13 protein-coding genes are annotated in these 19,524 nt (G+C 46.5%); 8 read left to right on the forward strand and 5 right to left on the reverse strand.

The features are described from left to right. Window positions 1-134 precede the first annotated feature (134 nt). Complete coding sequence (trpB, locus tag ABMB67_RS19260) at window positions 135-1,289, reverse strand: tryptophan synthase subunit beta (protein WP_390188849.1); 1,155 nt, start codon at window positions 1,287-1,289, stop codon at window positions 135-137. Window positions 1,290-1,569: 280 nt separating this feature from the next. Here trpB and ABMB67_RS19265 point away from each other — a divergent pair, with 280 nt between their 5' ends. The 7 genes from ABMB67_RS19265 (at window position 1,570) to ABMB67_RS19295 (ending at window position 10,992) form a co-directional block, all read left to right on the forward strand. Next, a complete protein-coding gene (locus ABMB67_RS19265; protein WP_354573060.1) occupies window positions 1,570-2,136 on the forward strand; it encodes a CBO0543 family protein in 567 nt (188 codons plus the stop codon). Window positions 2,137-2,412: 276 nt separating this feature from the next. Continuing rightward, the gene (locus ABMB67_RS19270) at window positions 2,413-3,090 is read left to right on the forward strand and encodes a stalk domain-containing protein (protein ID WP_354573061.1); all 678 of its coding nucleotides are present in this window, start codon (window positions 2,413-2,415) and stop codon (window positions 3,088-3,090) included. Between the two features lie 364 nt (window positions 3,091-3,454). Continuing rightward, window positions 3,455-4,855, forward strand: coding sequence for an efflux RND transporter periplasmic adaptor subunit (locus ABMB67_RS19275; protein ID WP_251193686.1), 1,401 nt, complete (start codon window positions 3,455-3,457; stop codon window positions 4,853-4,855). A gap of 1 nt (window position 4,856) precedes the next feature. Continuing rightward, window positions 4,857-7,964, forward strand: a complete 3,108-nt coding sequence (locus ABMB67_RS19280) for an efflux RND transporter permease subunit (protein ID WP_251225294.1) — start codon at window positions 4,857-4,859, stop codon at window positions 7,962-7,964. After that, window positions 7,954-8,529: a TetR/AcrR family transcriptional regulator gene (locus ABMB67_RS19285; RefSeq protein WP_354573062.1), complete on the forward strand. Its 576-nt coding sequence runs from the start codon at window positions 7,954-7,956 to the stop codon at window positions 8,527-8,529. The genes ABMB67_RS19280 and ABMB67_RS19285 overlap by 11 nt, the downstream gene beginning before the upstream one ends. A 165-nt stretch (window positions 8,530-8,694) precedes the next feature. Next, complete coding sequence (locus ABMB67_RS19290) at window positions 8,695-10,275, forward strand: S-layer homology domain-containing protein (RefSeq protein WP_354573063.1); 1,581 nt, start codon at window positions 8,695-8,697, stop codon at window positions 10,273-10,275. 264 nt (window positions 10,276-10,539) lie between these two features. Beyond that, window positions 10,540-10,992: a hypothetical protein gene (locus ABMB67_RS19295; RefSeq protein WP_354573064.1), complete on the forward strand. Its 453-nt coding sequence runs from the start codon at window positions 10,540-10,542 to the stop codon at window positions 10,990-10,992. Between the two features lie 78 nt (window positions 10,993-11,070). On the opposite strand, the gene ABMB67_RS19300 is transcribed toward ABMB67_RS19295, so the two are convergent. Then, window positions 11,071-12,585, reverse strand: a complete 1,515-nt coding sequence (locus ABMB67_RS19300) for a glycine betaine uptake BCCT transporter (protein WP_354573065.1) — start codon at window positions 12,583-12,585, stop codon at window positions 11,071-11,073. Window positions 12,586-12,814: 229 nt separating this feature from the next. Between ABMB67_RS19300 and ABMB67_RS19305 the strand changes: the two genes are divergently transcribed. Next, window positions 12,815-14,035 (forward strand): DUF6612 family protein, encoded by a 1,221-nt coding sequence (locus tag ABMB67_RS19305; protein ID WP_354573066.1) that lies wholly within the window; start codon window positions 12,815-12,817, stop codon window positions 14,033-14,035. Between the two features lie 193 nt (window positions 14,036-14,228). Here the strand turns inward: ABMB67_RS19305 and ABMB67_RS19310 are convergent, their stop codons facing one another. From ABMB67_RS19310 to ABMB67_RS19320, 3 genes are all read right to left on the reverse strand, one after another. Next, window positions 14,229-16,127, reverse strand: a complete 1,899-nt coding sequence (locus ABMB67_RS19310) for a copper amine oxidase N-terminal domain-containing protein (protein WP_354573067.1) — start codon at window positions 16,125-16,127, stop codon at window positions 14,229-14,231. Between the two features lie 234 nt (window positions 16,128-16,361). Continuing rightward, a complete protein-coding gene (locus tag ABMB67_RS19315; protein ID WP_354573068.1) occupies window positions 16,362-17,999 on the reverse strand; it encodes a stalk domain-containing protein in 1,638 nt (545 codons plus the stop codon). A 71-nt stretch (window positions 18,000-18,070) separates the two neighbouring features. Beyond that, window positions 18,071-19,369, reverse strand: a complete 1,299-nt coding sequence (locus ABMB67_RS19320; RefSeq protein ID WP_354573069.1) for a M14 family zinc carboxypeptidase — start codon at window positions 19,367-19,369, stop codon at window positions 18,071-18,073. Between the last annotated feature and the right edge of the window lie 155 nt (window positions 19,370-19,524).

The following is a 19,524-nucleotide window of genomic DNA, read 5'->3' on the forward strand; positions in this document are numbered from 1 at the left end:
AGTGCAAGACTCGTTTCAATGGCTTCATACTTCACAAGCCCGTTATGAGCGGGTTTCTCATAACGGGCTTTTAAACAATCGTTGTGGTTCCTCTCTTTGAACGGGCCCTGCCTCATGGAACCAATTCTTTATTTTTACTGCTCCTTGATCATTTCGTACACTTGCTGGACGTCCTTGTCTCCACGTCCGGAAAGGTTGACGATAATAATATCGTCCTTGTTGAGCGACTGGGCGAGCTTGCCGGCATAGGCGACAGCATGGGCGCTTTCTAAAGCTGGAATGATTCCTTCAATTTTTGAAAGCTGCCGGAATGCTTCGAGCGCTTCGGCACCGGTGACGGTAACATATTCCGCCCGTCCCGTTTCCTTTAAATAACTGTGCTCCGGTCCGATGCCCGGATAGTCAAGCCCGGCGGCAACCGAGTAGGTCGGCTTCGGATTTCCTTCTTCGTCAAGCAAGGTTAAGCATTTAAAACCATGGATGACAGCGGGCACTCCTTCTGTAAGAGAAGGCGCTTCGGCCGGTTCGACGCCAATTAAACGCACGTCCGGCTCATCGAGATAGTGCGCGAAGGCCCCGATTGCGTTACTGCCGCCGCCGGCACAAGCAACAACCGCGGTCGGAAGGCGACCTTCCTTTTCAAGAATTTGCTTCTTCGACTCTTCGCTTATCACCGACTGAAAGAATTTCACCATCGTTGGAAACGGATGGGGCCCAACAGCAGATCCTAATAAATAGAACGTGTTCTGATAGTTTTCAACGAGGTCATTTAAGGCGGCGTCAACGGCATCCTTCAAACGTCCTTGCCCGGCATCGACGGCGACGACCTTGGCCCCGAGCAGCTCCATTCTAAATACATTTAATGCTTGTCTCTCCGTGTCGAGTTTTCCCATATAAATTGTGCAGTCCATCCCGAAAACCGCGCAGGCTGTAGCCGTTGCCACGCCATGCTGCCCAGCGCCGGTTTCGGCGATAATGCGCGTGGCACCCATTCGTTTCGCCAGCAGAATCTGTCCGATCGCATTGTTGATTTTGTGCGCGCCTGTATGATTTAAGTCCTCGCGCTTTAAATAAATTTTGGCCCCTCCGTTTTTCTCTGTTAAATGCTTGGCAAACGTCAGCGGATTTTCGCGGCCGACGAACTCCTTTAAGTAATACTTGAATTCCTCGATAAACTCGGGATCCTCTTTATACCGTTCAAATTGCTCATCTAACAGTCCAAGCACCTTCCCTAAATCTTCAGGGACGTAGCTGCCGCCAAATTGACCAAAGCTTCCTTTTTCACTCATGACCTTCAACTCCTATCTATTTGCATGGAAAAATGTGTGAAAATTCTGTACAACCTTACTGCTATTATAAAGCGTTGAATGATACGTGTCACTACCTGGAGAGAGAAGGGAAATTCTGTCGTTTTCTGAAATCCAGCTGTTATAGCAAGCTGTTCAACGTAAACAGGAGGGCAAGAGAAAAGGCTGATTAACAGGAAATTCAGCTTTTTTGTACATAAAGGGTATAGCAGTAAGAAAAAAATGGGAATTCTATAGGGAAATAGATGAAGGAGTCAGTCTGATGAATAGTAATCAAATTGAAATGTTTGAACAGGTTCGTTCCATGCAAATCGAGTTAACGAAAGCCTATAAGGAATACTGGAAGCTGCATTCCGGCTTTGATGCGTGGCAATTCTGGTTTAATCTCGCACTCCTCATTATTCCGTTAATCGTCCTCTATTTTAAGATTGATAAAAAGCGTGCTTTTTTGCTCGGGTTTTATGGTTTTAACATTCATGTCTGGATCACCTATATTGATTCGATCGGGATAAGGCACGGCTTCTGGGGCTATCCCCATCAGATTCTGGTCGAAGTATCAAGCAATCTTGGCCTGGATGCCTCACTTGTTCCAGTATCTTTCATGCTGATGTATCAATGGACATTAAAGCACAACAAAAATTACTATTTGTACGCCATCCTATTAGCCGCGGTGTTCTCTTTTATTTGCAAGCCGATCTTTATTGCCATCGGCCTGCTGCGCCTATATGAGGGAACGTTATTCTACATGTTCTTCTTGTATATCGTCGTGCTTCTCTTTTCAAAGTTCATTACGAATGTGTTTATTATGCTGCGTAAGAAGGCGGAGTAGGATTAGCTGAACAATGGTTTATGAAGTCTGCTGGGAGTGCGTTCTTCCGGCAGACAGGCAGTCGGCATCATTTATTTTAAAGCGTCCAGACCTTTAGGCATACGTCAAAGGTCAGGTGGGGCTGTTTTTAACAGAAATTTTCAACACTTTTTAAGAATGAAGGAAAAAATATGCAGTACGAAGTAAACTTGCCGATTGAATTTAGAATGTTTAAAATGTTCCCTGAACTGCGGTGTGGGTGTACATATAACTAGGAAAAGGGAAGGGGATTTTTTTATGAAGAAAAAGCTGATGGTTTTTATGATGGCAAGTGTACTGGTGGTTGGCTTTGCTTTAGGAGCGAGCGCGTCGCCGATTTTGGAGCGGATCTCGGCTCACTTAAACTGGTCTATTTCTTTTGTTATTGACGGGAATAATTGGGTGCCGACAGATCAAAATAATGAGAAATTAGCTCCAATTACATATCAAAACACAACCTATCTGCCAATCAGGGCAGTGTCGGAGGCGTTGGGAGTCGCAGTCGACTGGGATCAGCAAACACAGACGATTTCTCTAGGAGAAGGGACGGAGTCGGTGCCCGTGACGTCTGAGGAGGTAAAGGTCGGCTATTCCGCCTTTACAACTGTGGATAAGCGATATACCGTACAGCAAGGCAAAGACTATCAATCCGGAATCGTGTTGGAAAGCATTAACTCGGCTGCTAAAAATATAAGCCTACTTCCAGCGAATAAATACCAGACAGTAAATCTGACTCTGGCGGCGATCGATGCGGATAAAGATATTCGCGTTCAAGTCATTGCCGGTGAAACGGTCTTAAAGGATGTTACGTTGACAGCGGGTCAGCCATTACAGGAAGTGAACTTGGAAATTGGTGGTATTCAAGAGCTTAAAGTTGAGGCTGTTGCTGCGCCTGGTTCCTCGGAAAAGCTGTTTATTACAGGAGACTATCAATAATACATTCTACTGAATAATAAGGAAGGAAATGTCTTAATTAAGGCGGAAAGGAGCGCCTGGTTAGGGCATTTCTTTTTTTGTTTAAATTAATGAAACTATTTTATGGCAACTGCGTATGTAGAGAGATGGCATGTTGCAAAATACCCAGGATAGGAGGCGTAGGCCGTAGTTTGATCATGATCAGGAGAGAGAAGAGTTTTCCACTTAGTACCATTAAAACTGTGTAGACTTTGTAAACTTTTTTGATATGAATTGACGTAGTGCTTCCAGAGCCCTACAATGAAACTATTGAAATCCAGAACTGACTGGTCAGTCAGTGAGCTGATGATTTTATAATTAGGATGGAAAAGGGGATTAAGAACGAATGGGACAGGTGCGTAAGCAAAAAACATTACCACTTTTATTGATGGCATTCGGTTTATTTGTAGCAGGTTGTAATAATGTTGAGGAGGTAAGTGACGAACCACCCCCGGAGACCCCGGTAGCGGTGGCCGAAGCTGTAACAGGCTCTTTAAGTGGTAGTAACCGCTTAGTAGGGGAAGCAACTCCTGGAACGGATCTTGATATTATACCGAAAGCATCGGGAGAGCTGATTGAAGTATTGGTAGAAAAGGGAGATCAGGTCGAACGCGGCCAAATTCTTGCACGTATTGACGGCGGCGAGCAGCAGCGGGCATTAGAAAGAGAGCAGGGCTCTGTAAGGCAAGCCCAAAGTGCGCTGGAGCGAGCACGCAATGGCTTGAATCAGGCTGAGGCGAATTATCAGCAGGCGCTCTCCAGTAAGCGGCAGGCGGAAGCCAGCTTGACTGAGGCGAAGCAAAACCGTCAAAACAATATTGATAGTTTGCAGCTCGAATTGAAGAACGCACAGACGCAATGGGATGAAGCGAAGAAAAACCTCGAGCGGATGACCGCTCTTTATCAGGATGGGCTCATTTCACAGGTTGAATATGAAGAGGCGGTAAATGCCGAAACTCGGGCCGCTTCGGCCTACGAGCAGGTGCGATTGAATAAGAACCAGGCTGAAAGCGAAGTCGGACTGGCTTCTGTAGAGGCATCCGTTGAACAGGCGGAGATCGGCGTATCGTCGGCTCTTTCGTCAAAGCGTGATGCGGAAATCGCCGTACAGGAGGCACAACTCGCTGTCGAGCAGGCTCAGCTCGGCGTGGAGAGCGCTCAGGAGCAGCTTGATAATTATGTGATTACCGCTCCGGCAAATGGAGAAATTGTTTCGGTGGAGTCCCGCTCTGGTGAGCTTGTTTCCAGCCAGGCACCATTTGCCCGTTTAATCACAGTCGATGTTATCAATGCAACGGTGCAAGTAACAGCCGAGCAGCTAATGTTATTTGATATCGGTGATCAGATCGAGGTGGAATTTGCCGGTCTGGAAGAGCCGAAGCAAGGACAGGTTGCCTATATTTCACCAACGAACAACGATTCCGGCTTGATCACGGTCGAGGTTGAAGTCAACAACGAAGCCCGGGACATTCGCCCTGGTATGGTAGCGACGTTAAATATTGAAGAAGTGCTTGTGGAAAACAGTATGATTATACCGACTGCGGCGGTGGTCGAGCGCCAGGAAGAGACATATGTCTTTGTTGTGGAAGATGGCGCTGCTGTCCGGAAGGATGTTGAAGTGGTCCGCTATGATACTGAGTTTACGGCGATTACAGGGGACATCATGGAAGGAGCAGAGGTCGTCGTAAAAGGCCAAAACCTTTTGAGTGATGGAGACCTGGTCAGAATCATAGAGGAGGATAACTAACGTGAAGCTTGTAGAACTTTCAGTCAAACGCCCCGTTGGGGTCATCATGCTGGTTATCGCTGCTCTTGTTCTTGGCGGGATCTCTTTAAAGAACCTGGCGATTGATTTGTTTCCGGAAATGGATATTCCTGTGGCGGTCGTGACGACGACTTATGACGGCGCGGCGCCGCAGGAGGTTGAAGAATTAGTCAGCAGGCCGGTGGAGTCCTCGCTTAGTACGATTGAAGGGGTAACGACGGTTGAATCCGTTTCCTCTCCGGGGGCTTCTCTTGTCATTATGCAATTTGACTATGGGCGCGATATCGATGATGTGATGAACGATATTCGAGAACGGATTGATCAGGTCGCCGGGATGTTGCCAGATGGGGCGAACAGGCCGTCGATTTTACGGATTGATCCACAGCAAACGCCGGTGATGTGGCTCGGCTTAGGCGGAGCGGAAGCGGATCGTCTTCAGGAAGTAGCTGAAGATGATATTGAACCTTATTTGGAAAGACTGAGCGGCGTGGCTTCCATCGGGATTGAAGGCGGGAAAGAACGCGAAATACTCGTTGAATTGAACCGGGCTCAGCTGCTCCATTACGGAGTGACCGGGATGGAGGTTGTGCAGGCAATCAATGGAGAAAATAACAATGCTTCGGCCGGGAATTTGACACGGGGAACGCAGGATCTTCAACTTCGTGTCAATGGTGAGTTCACTTCGGTTGACGACATTGCGAAAACACCAATTGCCCTGCAAACAGGCGGCAGTATTAAAGTGTCGGATGTGGCCAATATTCATGATACGTTTAAAGAAGTGGCATTGAAATCGCAGGTGAATGGCGAGGAAGCGCTTGTTCTATCGGTGATGAAGCAATCAGACGGAAATACGGTCGATGTTGCCAACAGTCTTTTGGCGGCCGTTGACGAGCTTCAGCCGGACCTTGAACGAGAAGGGCTGTCCTTATCTGTCGTCATGGATACGTCACAATTTATCAAACAGTCGATTAACAGTGTAGTCAATAATATGTTGATGGGGGCTGTGCTCTCTGTCTTGATTCTGCTACTCTTTTTACGCAGTTTCCGGACAACGCTTGTTATCGGGTTAACGATCCCGATTGCGATTATTTCAACCTTCACCTTAATGTATTTTACCGGGGAAACGTTGAATATCCTCTCGATGGGGGGACTTGCCCTCGGAGTCGGGATGATGGTCGATAGCGCGATTGTTATATTGGAGAATACATTCAGTAAGATACAAAAAGGGTATCCGATCAAGAAAGCGGCAATTGAAGGGGGAGCGGAACTGGCTCCGGCTGTTGTCGCCTCCACCTTGACGACGGTTGTCGTATTCGTACCGATTGTCTTTGTTGAAGGCCTGGCTGCTGAAGTATTCCGTCCATTGGCTCTAACTGTTGCTTTCTCACTGTTTGCGTCGCTGATTGCGTCGCTGACCTTGATTCCGATGCTGTCATCGAAGATGCTCGGCAATGTAAAGGTCTCTTTTGACGGTGAGGATAATAAAGGATTTAATAAACTGCTTAATAAAGTACGTGATCGTTACGGTAACCTGCTTCAACGGGCTCTCCGTTTTCGAAAAACGACGCTGCTGCTCACCGGAGCTGTCATCGTTGCCAGTCTTTCGCTAGTTCCGTTTATTGGAACGGAATTTATGCCGGGTGCTGACCAAGGACAGCTAAGTATCAGCGTTGTTGGTCAAAGCGGTTCGACGATTGAAGAGACAGAGCAAATTGTCGAGCAGATTAATGACCATTTAGATTCGTTTGCCGAAGTGATTGATACGAGCTATGTCTCAATTGGTGGCGGCAGTGGCGGATTTGGCGGTACCGCTTCAAATGAAGCGAGCTATACGATTCAGATGGTGCCGCCTTCCGAGCGTGAAATGACGACAGACGAATTAAGAAGTGCATTGACCGCCTCCATCGGCGATATTCCAGGAGCTGAGATTACAGTTCAGGGAGTTGAAGGCGGGATGAGCGCAGGTTCGCCGATTCAGATTAACATTAGTGGTTCTGAACTCGAAGTGCTCGAGGATCTCTCACAGCAGGTTGTCTGGATGCTGGAAGAAGTAAATGGCACAGCTAATGTTGAAAGCAGTGTAGCCGAAGGTCGTCCGGAGCTTCAAGTGATTGTCGACCGCGATCTTGCCAGCCAGTATGGCTTGTCTTACCAGCAGGTAATGAATGAAGTTGTCCTCGGCTTCAACGGACAAATGGCGACACAGTATCGCACCGACGGTAATGAGTATGATGTTCGCGTCATTTTACCGGAAGAAAACCGAAAAACGATTCGTGACCTGGAGACGATGGTCGTTCGCTCAAATGCCGGTGTTGATGTGCCGGTTCAGGCGGTTGCCGAGCTGAAGCAGGTTCAAGGACCGGCTGAAATTAACCGCAGCAATCAGCAACGCCAGGTCCGCGTGACAAGCGATGTGGAGGGAACGGATCTTGGTACAGTAACGACGCAGATTCAACAGCGTATTGACAGTTTGAACCTGCCGGACGGCTACTCTGTTTCGATTGGCGGTCAGGTTGAAGATATGGCTGAGTCATTCGCGCAGTTGACATTGGCGCTCGTTCTATCGATTTTCCTAGTTTATTTAGTAATGGCGATCCAGTTTGAATCCTTTGTTCATCCATTTACGATTATGTTCGCCTTACCGACAACTGTCGTCGGGGTGTTAGTCGGGCTGTTTGTGACAGGTCAGCCTCTAAGTATACCTGCTTTTATCGGGCTGATTATGTTAGCGGGGATAGTCGTTAACAATGCGATTATTCTCGTCAGCTATATTAACATTTTGCGGGAACAGGGCATTGATCGTTTTGAAGCGATTATTGAAGCCGGTCGAAGCCGTCTTCGTCCGATCCTGATGACAACGTTAACGACTGCGTTAGCGATGGTCCCGATCGCGATGGGAATTGGTGAGGGAGCTGAATCGCAGGCGCCAATGGGAGTCGTTATTATTTTCGGACTGAGCTTCTCAACGATATTTACGCTTGTTTTAGTCCCGGTAATGTATACCTTCTTGGATGACTTTGCAAATAGAGTGAAGCGTCTCTTTACAAGAAAGAAGAGCATTCAGACAGGGGCGGTGGAAGTTGAAGAATAAAGAAGAGAAGAGAGAACTAATCTTGCAAGCGGCTCTGCGCAATTTTGCAGAAGAGGGCTTTGACCGGGCGACGATGCAGAATATCGCCAAAAGTGCCGGTGTCGGAAAGGGAACGACGTATGAATACTTTCCAAGCAAGGAAGCCCTATTTTGCGAAGTACTCTTAAAGGGCATTTCAAACATGGTTGACGAACTGATGGCGGTATTGCAGCAGCCGGGAACTGTCCATGAAAAAGTAGAAAGGCTGTTTCAGAAAAACTTGGAGATCTTTCGCACGAAGTCGGATTTGCGGGCGATCATGCTTAACAATATAGGGAAAATACCTGCCGACCTTCATCGTCAGTTAATGGAAAAGCAACGGGAGCTTCTCGGTACGATGGAACGAATATTAACCGAAGCGATTCGGGCTGATGAGATGGTAGATGTCCCGCCGCGGATTGCGGCGGCGGCCGTCTTAAATGGACTGCAGGTGATCTACACCTATCAGCTTGAAAAGGGAGAAACGTATGAATCCGTGATTGAGCATTATTTGAAATTAATTTTCCACGGACTTGATAAAAGATAACAGCAATAGAAAAAGAACAAAGGATACCATAAAGGGCAAAAACGGCCAATTATGGTATTCTTTTATTTTTAGCGGTAAAAAGTAAAAAAAATATAAAATAAATGCAGGATTTAGACAATCCAAGCTAGAATAAGTAGGATGGATCAAAAATCAAGGAGGATATTTATGCGTAAATCAGGTATTGTAGTAACACTAGTAACCTTGCTTCTCTTTAGTATTTTGCCGGTTTTACAGGCAAGCGCTGAGACAACATTTCGCGATGTAGCAGAGGGGCATTGGGCAGAAACAGAAATCTATACATTGGTTGAGCAGGAAGTGCTTAACGGATTTGATGATGGAACATTCCGTCCAAACCAGGCGGTTACTCGGGCACAGGCAGCGATTATGCTGACAAATGCTCTTGATTTAGATACGGCGGTTGCAGAGCCGAGCTATCAAGATGTAGAAACGAGTCATTATGCTTATGATGAGATTGCTGCAGTAACAGCTGCAGGAATTATGTCAGGAAGCTATAATCAATTCAACCCTAACCAATCGTTAACTCGTGCTGAAATGGCGGCTGTGTTAACGGATGCCTTCTCTTTAGAAGCGACTGGCGAAGCTACTTTTACGGATGTAGCGAGCAGTCACTGGGCAAAGGAAGCCATTGATGCGATTTACTCAAACGGCATTACTGAAGGCTACCAGGATGGTACATATGCTCCGAGCAAAGCGACAACTCGTGCCGAGTTTGCCGTGTTATTGGTAAAAACGATGCAAAGCGGGGATACTGAAGACCTAACGTCATTGTTAAAAGAAGTTTATGCGAACGAGCTTGAAATTGAGTCTTACGATTTTGCAGGAGACCTTGAAATGGGCATTAGCCTTCCTGCTTCTTTCACAGACGTTGATCCGGAATTCGCGATGGTTGCCGGTGTGCTTGAAGATATTTCGGTTGAAATCAAGAACGGCACATACCAGCTTGATCCAATGCAGCTTGAAATGGTGCTCGCTGTCACACTTGGCGGTGACATGAATGTAACATTGGAAATGCCGATTGTGATGACAGAAACAAAAATGTGGCTGAAGATGCCAAATTCACCATTGTTCCCGTTACCTGAAGAGCTGAACGGGAAATTCATTGAATATGATTTGGAAGAACTGGCGGAGCTTGAAGGTCAAGATCCATTAATGATGAACCTTGATCTGCAAACTGAGCTTGCTGCGGCGATCTATGATCTATTCTTCGATCATTTTACAGATGGTTTCTATGAGCAGGTAGCATTGAATGCGATTGACTATCCAAACTCCATTGATGCAAAGCATGTGGTGAAATTTGAGCTTACGAACGAGAAGCTTGAAGAATTTTTAACTGTTTTCATCGGCGGGTTTATGCCGGATATGGTCGACTTAATGGCTGATCCTGAGTTTGCTGAACTGTTTGGCATTTCCGTTGAAGATGCGGAATTAGTGAAAGAGGAGCTTGACGCTCTACAGCTTGAACTTCAAACTGTTCTCGCAGAAATTGAGAACGTGCTGAACATTAAGAACTTTGAAGAGTATGTTGTGATTGACCGTAACCATTACCTTGCTCACAACCAATTCAACCTTGATCTTGAATTTGCATTCGAGGGTGAAACGATGGGCTTGGTGATCAATGGTGATCAATCGAAATCTCGTATTAACGAAGAACCAAACTTCTCAATTGGAATTCCAGATGCCGACAGTGTCATCACGCTTGATGAGCTAATGGAAATCGAATACTAAGAGAATACGGATTGTCCAAAGCTGCTGAAAAAGTATGATTTTCACTTTTTCAGCAGCTTTTTCTTAATGAGCGTAGCCATTACTCTTCTTCAAATTACGCCTCGTTGTCTCAGGCTTTTTTTAAAAAGATGGTCAGATACTACGCGGGTCGCTGATGTGCGGAAGTCATTTGAAAAATAATAAAATTGTAAAAACCTCTTGGATGAAGCTTTGTTTTCCTTTATCGTGACGTCTTAACGATATTACCTATAAAGGAGGTTATTTATGAACAAGTATCGATTTATAGGGGCGTTTATTTTAATTCTTACCATTTTCGGTTGTTCAGATGGAAGCTTTTCAGGAGAAAAACCACCAGAGATGTACATAGTCATTGAAAATGAAAAATATGAAACAAAGCTTGGTTCCTATTGTTGGGCAAGTGAATGCGTTGATACAGTGGGGCCTGTTGAACTCTTAAAAGAAAAAGAACCGATTGTAGTAAATCCTGGGGAGACAATCTTTTTCAGTATGGACTACGATCCTCTGCCAAATGAAATTTATCTTAATGAAATTAATGGAACGAATGAAAGAGAAATCTTAATAGATGAAAATGAGTTTTCTGCCCCTATGCAAAAAGGTATATATTATTATTCGTATGGGGTTTGGTGGAAGGATGAAAAGCGGGAGAACGTCTCCAATGGAGACGCTTTTTATGCATTTGTTTTAAAAGTACAGTAGTTCTTAATTCAACCTAAAGAGCCTTGCTACGAATAATGGAGGTAGTAAGACTCTTCTCAAAGGCTGAAAATCGTCCGGTTATTCCAACTGAGGCTTTGGAATTTTCTTCTTTTTGGCAAAAGGCCTTACTTCGATTTTAAATGATTTCATTAAACCGATGCTCATCACGAGTAAGATAAGAGTCAGGGGAAAGGCACTGACAATGATCGCCGTTTGCATAGCCTGCAGCCCACCGGAGGCCATGAGAACAATGGCCGAGGCCGCTAATACGAGCCCCCATGAAATTTTGATGAAATTGGAAGGGTTCAGCTCTCCATTTGTTGTCTGCATCCCGAGAACGAACGTAGCCGAGTCGGCTGATGTAATAAAAAACGTGCTGATTAACAGAAGCGTAATAACCGAGAGCAACCCGCCAAAAGGGAGATTGTCGTAAACAAAAAACAACCCTGTTTCGAGGCTTTGTCCGGCCACATCAACTCCGTGAAAAAGATCGAGATAAATTCCGGTTCCCCCGAAGGTTGCAAACCAAAACGCACAGACGAGCGTAGGAAGCAGGAGAACGGCAATCACAAATTCACGAATCGTTCTTCCTCTGGAAACACGGGCGATAAACATACCGACAAATGGCGACCATGAGATCCACCACGCCCAATAAAAAATTGTCCAGCTCTGTGTCCATTCGGCCTGTTCGCGGTCAAAGGGAGCGAGGCGCAGCCCCATTTGCGGCAGATTTTGGACATAGGTGCCAAGCGTGTGAGTGAACAAATTCAACAAAAATAAAGTCGGTCCGAGGATCACCATTGTCACAAGCAGGATGATCGCCAAAATCATATTCGTATTGCTCAAATACTTAATTCCTTTTTTTATTCCCGTACTTGCCGAGACAATGAACAGCACTGTAATAATCCCGATAATCAGTAGCTGAACGCTAAATTGAATCGGGACATCGAGCAAATAATTCAACCCCGCATTAATCTGCTGGGATCCGAGTCCTAAAGAAGCACAGACACCAAAGAGGGTGGCGAAGACGGCAACGATGTCTATCACCTGTCCAATTCCTCCCTTCACCCTGTCTCCTAATACAGGCTGAAGAGTAGCGCTCATTAGTCCGGGTGCGTCTTTACGGAATTTAAAGTAAGCCAGCGCCAAGGCGACGATCGCATAAATCGCCCAAGCATGAAACCCCCAGTGCAAATAAGTGTAGCGCAAACCAAGTAAAGCCGCTTCCCGCGTCCCTCCGTCGCCGTAAGGGGGAGTGGCATAATGGGAAACTGGCTCAGATACGCCGTAAAATAAAAGTCCAATACCCATGCCGGCGCTAAACAGCATCGCAAACCAGGTTGGTCTGCTAAATTCAGGCCGGTCGGTATCCTTTCCAAGTCTGATTTTTCCGTACTTGCTAATGATCAGAAACAGAGCAAGCAATAAAAAAAACGTCGCAGAAAGGCTGTAAAACCAGCCAAAGGCATTGAGAAAAAAAGCTTGCGCCTGAAGCATAGCTGCTTCAAGAGGACGGGGGAACAAAGCTCCAATTAACACAAAACCGATAGCCAGCAGTATAGAAACTTTAAATGTACGCGTTAATGATTTCACTTTTATTCCCTACTCTCTACGTCATTTACTATTTAGCCTGCACGAAAACAGGGAACATTATGTTTTTTCTCTGACAAGCATCACTGTTTTCGAATCAGGTCACCGAAGAGCAGTGGCTCAAAAAATCTCTAATATTTTGTGATACTATGTTTTATTTGCGGCGAGAAAGGGGAGAGAGGAATGAAGCGAGAATGTGTGGAGTGACCAAATAATAAGTAGGAGTGATCACTTGAAGCGTATAGCGATTTGGATGATGTTGGCAGTGTGTTTCTTGATGGTGGTGGCAGCCCCGGTTCAAGCAGCGCCGCAGACAGCGGTGGATATCGTTATTGATGGGGAAGAGGTCATTCTCCCTGATTCCGCTGCGGCCTTTTTGGAGAGCAACCGGACATTTGTCCCTGTCCGCGGTGTATTTGCCCATCTCGGTCTAGAAATTAAATGGGATCAGGATTCGCAAACTGCGACAATTAGTGGAGACGATGTAACGATTGACATAAAGCTTGGAGAAAGTCAGGTACAGGTGAATGGTCAGGCGACCGCGATAGACAGTCCTGTCATGATGAAGGAGAGTCGTTTGTTTATCCCGCTTCGTTTTGTTGTCGAGCAAGCTGGCTTTGAGGTGAAGTGGAATCAGGAGGAGCACACGGTCTATTTGGAAACTCCAGCGCTTGGCGAAGAGCTGACGGATACCGCAGCCTTTTTGCAAGAACTGATTGCGGCCGGGCAACAATTAACGAGTTATTCAGCGGAAGTGGATATCGAGCAGGCAATGAGCATGGCCGATGAAAATATCGAGATGGATATGAGAATGCAAATGGATATGGTCACGGATCCACTGAGCTTTTATCAGCATATGACGATGGAAATGGAAGAATTAGGGGAATCGGTTAGCTCTGAAGCGTATTTTACGGAGGACGGTTTCTATTCCTATGATTCGATGTTTGATCAATGGATCAAATATGATGAGGATATGTATGAAAGCATGATCGGACTTTCTGAGACTCAGCTCGACCCGGTCGCCCAGTTTGAGCTGATGGAAGCATATATCGAGGATTTAAAAGTATATGAGCAGGAAGATACGTACGAGATGCATTTTAATGTGTCGGGAGAAGGCTTTCAGGAACTGCTGGAGCTGATTCTGAATATGTCTGAGCTCGGTTTGGATGAGGAATTGCTGGAGGATCTTAACCTTGCTATTCATATTGATGAAATGTCCATTGTGACAACGCTTGATAAAGAAACGCTTTTCCCGCTATCGGAGCAAATGGAATCCGACTTAACCATCACAGTGGAAGGGGAAGAGATTGCAATCAGGCAGAAAGCTGATTCCACCTATTCCAACTTCAACAGCTTAAGTGAAATCAATATTCCACAGGAAGTCATTGATTCTGCGATTACGTTTGATGAATATTTGGAGCAAATAGAAATGGACTACGAGGAAGCGATGTAGTTTTCACAAAGAAAAAAGCTGTGCCGGTTTCTCACTAACCGTTGGCACAGCTTTTTCTAGTTTAGTTGAATCTGTGAAGGGACGTCGGCTGCGCGCGTTACACGCAAGTCTGAAAGAAGACCACTTTCAGACTTGCTCAAAAGACAGTAACGGCTCCGCACGACGTAATAAAAAAAGCCGCTGTGCGGCTTTTTTAACGGATTGTTTCGATATATAAGGCGACTGGGAGGGCGGCTCCGCCGGCATGCATAATCTCAACAGTGATTTCATCCGTTCCCGGTTCAACGCGGTAATCGATTAATTCCACATAATCCTGGTTTGGCTTTAAGGTTGGAATTAAATGACTTTCTCCATTTACTTTAATCGCTCCACTGTAGAGACCACCGCGGCCGGTTGCTTTCAGGCGCACCGTCGCTGTCCGTGATGTTTGGTTAACGAGTGGGATCGTCACATGATAAGTCATCCCGAAATGGCCTGGGTTGCCAATTGCCCCATTTGTTGTCGACAGGGAGTTCTCCGCTGTCAACAGGTGATCACTGCGGCCGTTTGAAAGATTATACCCTTGTTCAACAGAACCGATTGTATATTCCGGTAATGTCGCGGCAAGGTCAGACGCAGGCCATGCCCCGCGTGGGTGAGCGGCGTATGGATTAATCTGGATTGGTTCAGTGCGAATGGAGGTCAGATCCTCAAACTCACTTAAAACCGTACGGATAATGTACTCGTCATCACCTGAAGTTTGGACGGTGAAATCATTCAGGAATCCGACAATATACCGCGGATAAAGCTCAAATTCGTCAATGATCGCCGTTTCACCCGGCGCAATCGTCAAGCCCTGACTGCTCTTTGTTTGCTGTCGGTTGTTTAAAACACCATCAGCAATCGGTAATCCAATGTCATAGTTGACCCAGCTGTTGTTGCTTTTCTTTACGATCCCGCTGGAAGCTGGAATGGTCAGTGACTCGGTTTCAGATGTATTCTCAATCGTAATCCCGATATTAACCTTTGTCCCTAACTGATTTAAATGCCAGCCGAACACACGGTGGTCGATCTGCTCTTTATCCGGTGTCACCCGTTGCTCTGACAGTGTCAGGCGCGGAGCCGGCGGAATCAAAGATGGTGTCAATGTTTCCGGGTTATCGCTGACCAGCAGCTGGCGGTCGCCTACTAATTCAGCTTCCGGGACTAAATCGGGAACACGCAGGCTGCCTTCCTGTTTAGGGAGGAACTCACTGCTGAACATAAATTGATTCAAATAAATATAAATTTCATTCGTATCACTGCGGAAACGCAGATTCCCTCCTAAGGCATTGACGATGAAGTGGACAGGCACATACATTTCATTGCCGACAAGAAATGGGACTTCATTTGATGCAGTCGGTTCCTGGTTGACCAAAATATTGCTTTGGTTGTTACGGAACGTAAAGACAAGACCTTCAATCTGAAGCTCGACTGTTTGCGAATCAAGCCATTGAACGGATGAGTTTTCCAAGTAATTATAGAAATACTTCGCTGGAATATAGTTACGGCCGTTGCGAATGATCGCCGATTCTTCCATTTGAATTCGCTGATTGTTTAAATGCAGCGTATAAGGCTCACCGCTGACAGGTGGCTGGCTTGAACCTGTCGTTGAAATCGTAATTAGTTGAGCCTGATGGTTGTAGTTAACAGTGCCGTCAAAGTTTTCGATGACAAAACGTAACGGGACGTATGTACGGTTCTTGTACATAATTGAAGGGGCCGTTAACGCCACCCGCTGATTATTTACCCGAGCGGAACTTGAGTTGATCGTTAATTCAATCGTCGTTCCGTTTTTGATCGCTTTGGCCGTTTGCGACGCTTTATTCCATTCGATTTGGGCGCCGACAGCTTCATAGAGCGCTCTCATTGGTAAAAGCGTGTGACCATTTTTATTAAGAATCGGATCCGAAAGCTGTAATCTGGACCCATTGAGCATGATTGTCATATTGTTTTTCGTATATAAATCTCCCTGGACGTGAGTGGCTGCCAGTGCTTGTCCTCCGTTAACAGACAAGCCCGTCGTTGTAATCAGAGTCAAAGCCATTAAAACAGTAAATAAACGTTTGAGCATGTGTGATCTCCTTATTTTTAAAAGCATTTTCCGAACAATCCCATAATAACACATAAAAATTAGGAGATATATAGAAAAAAATGTGTCTTTTGAGGAATTTCTACAGATTGAGACAATTGTCACGAATTGTGTAAAAAATTTTAAAAGACTGTTTCCCTCTCCCCTTACCGTGTCATCTCGAAAAAGTCGGTTCTCCTCTTTTTGAACGACCATTAGTTGGAAAAAGTTTCACCATCAGTAAAAATATAAAACACGTCCGCGTCCCCAATCAACTTTCGCTTCCAACGCCTCGGAAATAAAGCGGAGCGGGACAAGAGTACGCCCATTTTCAATCGTGGCCGGGACATCAAGGCTGACGAGCTGTCCATTGACATAGGCCTGTTTGGAGTTCAGTGTCATGACAATTTCCGTACCCGGGGCCCGTCCTTCGATCCTTTTCGCCGCAGCGTCCCATTTCAGCTGAAGGCCGGCTTCTTCAAAGAATGAGCGGACAGGTACGAGCATTCTCCCATTACGAATAACCGGGCCGACGCGATCAAACGTCAGCAGCTGCTGGTCGAGTGCTGCTTTCATTTGCTGGCTGTCGCTCCGTTTCACGCGTGAGATGTGAGTCGAGATCAACGCCAGAACATCGGTTGAAACAAACGTTTTCCCGTTTTCGTTAAAGAGTTGAACTTCGTTTGTCAGCTCCCGGCCATTAAAGAACAGTCGTCCGGGAAAAGGCGTAACGTTGATTCGCTTTTTTGCGCCATTCAGCTGGGCACGTTTTGTATAAGCTGACTGTAAAAGGTTTCTCGTATCAACATATCGCTGATTTCGTTCACCTCTTAAGATGACGGTAACATAATCATGGTCATTCGAGCTGGCAAAGCTGACAAGATTGTAGCGCGAAGCACTTGTATAGCCCGTCTTGCCGCCGGTCACGGTCGCCGTAAAATAAGGCGAATCAGTACGGATCAAAGAATTGGAATTTCTCCACGTCTTTGCTTTTGCCGCCCCGTTTGGCCCGCGATAAGAAGCATAGTAACTTGGGGCGCCGACAATTTTCATGAAAACGGGAGATGCGGCTGCTTCCTTGGCGACTAATGCGAGATCGGCAGCGGTCGTATATTGATTCGGATGGTGGTACCCATGTGAGTTGACAAAATTCGTTCGCGTCATGCCAAGCTTCCTCGCCCGGGTGTTCATAAGCTGGACAAATTGCTGTTCAGAGCCGGCGATATGTTCGGCGATCGCGACTGCGGCGTCATTGCCGGATGGAAGCATCATCGCATATAGCAGCTGCTCAAGCGTAAGACGGTCGCCCGGTACTAGTCCCGCTTTAGAGCTATCATGGGGGACAGCGGCCGCACGGGGGCCGACGGTGACAAGCTCTTGCAGCTGACCGCGTTCAATCGCGAGCAGGGCAGTCATGATTTTCAGCGCGCTGGAGGGATAAAGGCGCTGGTTCGCATTTTTTGAAAAGACAGGCTGCGCCGCGTCATCCTCAAGCATAACACTTGCCTGAGCGCCAATCTTCGGATTAATGCGTAGCTGCTCGGCTGCAATCGTGGCGTCTTTCGGAAGCTCACCCTCTACTGTGACAGAGCTGTTGACAGTCGGCGCGCTATCGAGATGAAGATCGGCCCCCTGTTGACTGAGCGTTAGCCCAAGTATCGAGGCAACGTCTTCAACCGGGAGAAAGGCCTGTTGTTTGTAAGTAAGGAGCGGGCCATTCCCTTTTGATTCAACCCCCTGGAAATGGTAATAGTAGGATTCTTCATAAACCTGGATTTGCTTTGGTTCCTGAAAGGCGGCTGCCGTGGCCGTTGCAAGGCCGGGCAGCTTTATCAATAATAGAATCATGAATGTCAGCATACTTTTTTGAAACATAATAGACTCCTCCCGAGTAGGCACTATGTTGTTTTTCTCTTATTCTGTTAATCCATAATTCTGCATTCCGCTTATTCAGTGGAAGAGGTGGTGATCCGGACCGTCTGTTCCTTCGACTGCCATTCGACTTTGGCGCCTAGCGCTTCGGCGATAAAACGGACCGGGACATAGGTGCGGTTATCGACCAACAGTGCCGGAACATCTAGCTCAACTCTTTCCCCGTCAAGATAAGCGTAGGGACGGTGAACCGGCAGACGAATGCTCTTTTCACTTGATTCAATCTGTACTTCGCGATTGGCGCTGTTCCATTTCACCGAGGCGCCAAGCCGTTCGAAAATGCTACGTAATGGCACAACGGTGCGATTTTGAACCGTAAATGCGCCTTCAGCAAGAGCGATCCGTTCTCCATCAACTTCAATCGAGACAGGAGAAAAGGTATTGCGCAGTCTTGTTTCGAACATTTTCTGGCTTTCACGGGCAACATAAAGGCCGACAAGGCGGTTTTCCTGCCAGATGCGATCAAAATTGGCGAGCGGGACGTTGGTCGCGCCGACATACGGTGACACTTCCGGCGTAAAGGCCGGCTTTTTGTATTGTTGAATAAACCAGTCCGTATAGCCGCCACCGCCTGTTGCGCCGGGTTCTCCCATCAGACGGTAGCCGGTCATTTGCGACAATGCCCGGGCATGAGTGCGGTCACGGATCAGCTGGGCGCCCTGCTGATGGAAATTCCAGAAAAGAATTTGTCCGCTGCTGTGATAGGAGACAGCCATTTCCGGACGAATCTCCTCCGTCAGCTCTAAGACAGCTTTCACCTCAGAAGCGCTGTGAGGGGTTTTTCCTTTATAGTTGGCGAAGCTCGGACCTCCCGGGCTGTTCGCGAGATTGTTCCAGTTCGCGTTGAATTGCCGGTTCAAATCGACTCCTTTGCCGTTTGCCTTCCAGCGTTTAAAGTTCGAACTGTTTTGATTCATGACCATAACAGAAGCCACCTCACCTTGAGGGACGCTCGTCAAGCCTTGCTGCTGAATCATCACCCCGTCGGGATTAAGCATCGGCACAAACCAGATACGGTGTTTATCAAGCAATGTTTTTACATCGTAGCCGCCGATGGAGCGGCGCTGCTGATACGCTTGGGCATATTGATCAATCATATACATGGTTAAATTAGTCGTGATCCATTCGCGGGCATGGTTGGAGCCGTTTATGTAAGAAGTAGACATGCCATTTCCGAGCGTAATGGCATAGATCGGACGACCGAATTCGCTTGTGCCGATCACATGGTATTCAATTAAATCAGGATATCTTTCAGCAAGTTTTTTCATATCTCGTTCCATTTGTGCATAGGAATAGACTTGCTTAGGATTCACGATGGAAGCTTCGGCTGAAAATGGAGGAAAGAACAGAAGGAAAGTGAATATACTGGTACCAATCAGTGAGAAGAGATGTTTGCGAGCTGTCAAATTATGTCACGTCCTTATCTCAATCTGTCATAGTTGAAAACTATTTGTAGAGTAATAGCAAT

The sequence above is a fragment of the Halalkalibacter oceani genome (genome assembly GCF_040544555.1).
GTDB classification, from domain to species: domain Bacteria; phylum Bacillota; class Bacilli; order Bacillales; family Bacillaceae_D; genus Halalkalibacter; species Halalkalibacter oceani.

Coding starts and splice junctions, on each gene's coding strand:
- ABMB67_RS19265 (WP_354573060.1), top strand. CDS start 1,570: ATGAATAGTAATCAAATTGAAATGTTTGAACAGGTTCGTTCCATGCAA.
- ABMB67_RS19295 (WP_354573064.1), top strand. CDS start 10,540: ATGAACAAGTATCGATTTATAGGGGCGTTTATTTTAATTCTTACCATT.
- ABMB67_RS19310 (WP_354573067.1), bottom strand. CDS start 16,127: ATGCTCAAACGTTTATTTACTGTTTTAATGGCTTTGACTCTGATTACA.
- ABMB67_RS19290 (WP_354573063.1), top strand. CDS start 8,695: ATGCGTAAATCAGGTATTGTAGTAACACTAGTAACCTTGCTTCTCTTT.
- ABMB67_RS19270 (WP_354573061.1), top strand. CDS start 2,413: ATGAAGAAAAAGCTGATGGTTTTTATGATGGCAAGTGTACTGGTGGTT.
- trpB (WP_390188849.1), bottom strand. CDS start 1,289: ATGAGTGAAAAAGGAAGCTTTGGTCAATTTGGCGGCAGCTACGTCCCT.
- ABMB67_RS19315 (WP_354573068.1), bottom strand. CDS start 17,999: ATGTTTCAAAAAAGTATGCTGACATTCATGATTCTATTATTGATAAAG.
- ABMB67_RS19275 (WP_251193686.1), top strand. CDS start 3,455: ATGGGACAGGTGCGTAAGCAAAAAACATTACCACTTTTATTGATGGCA.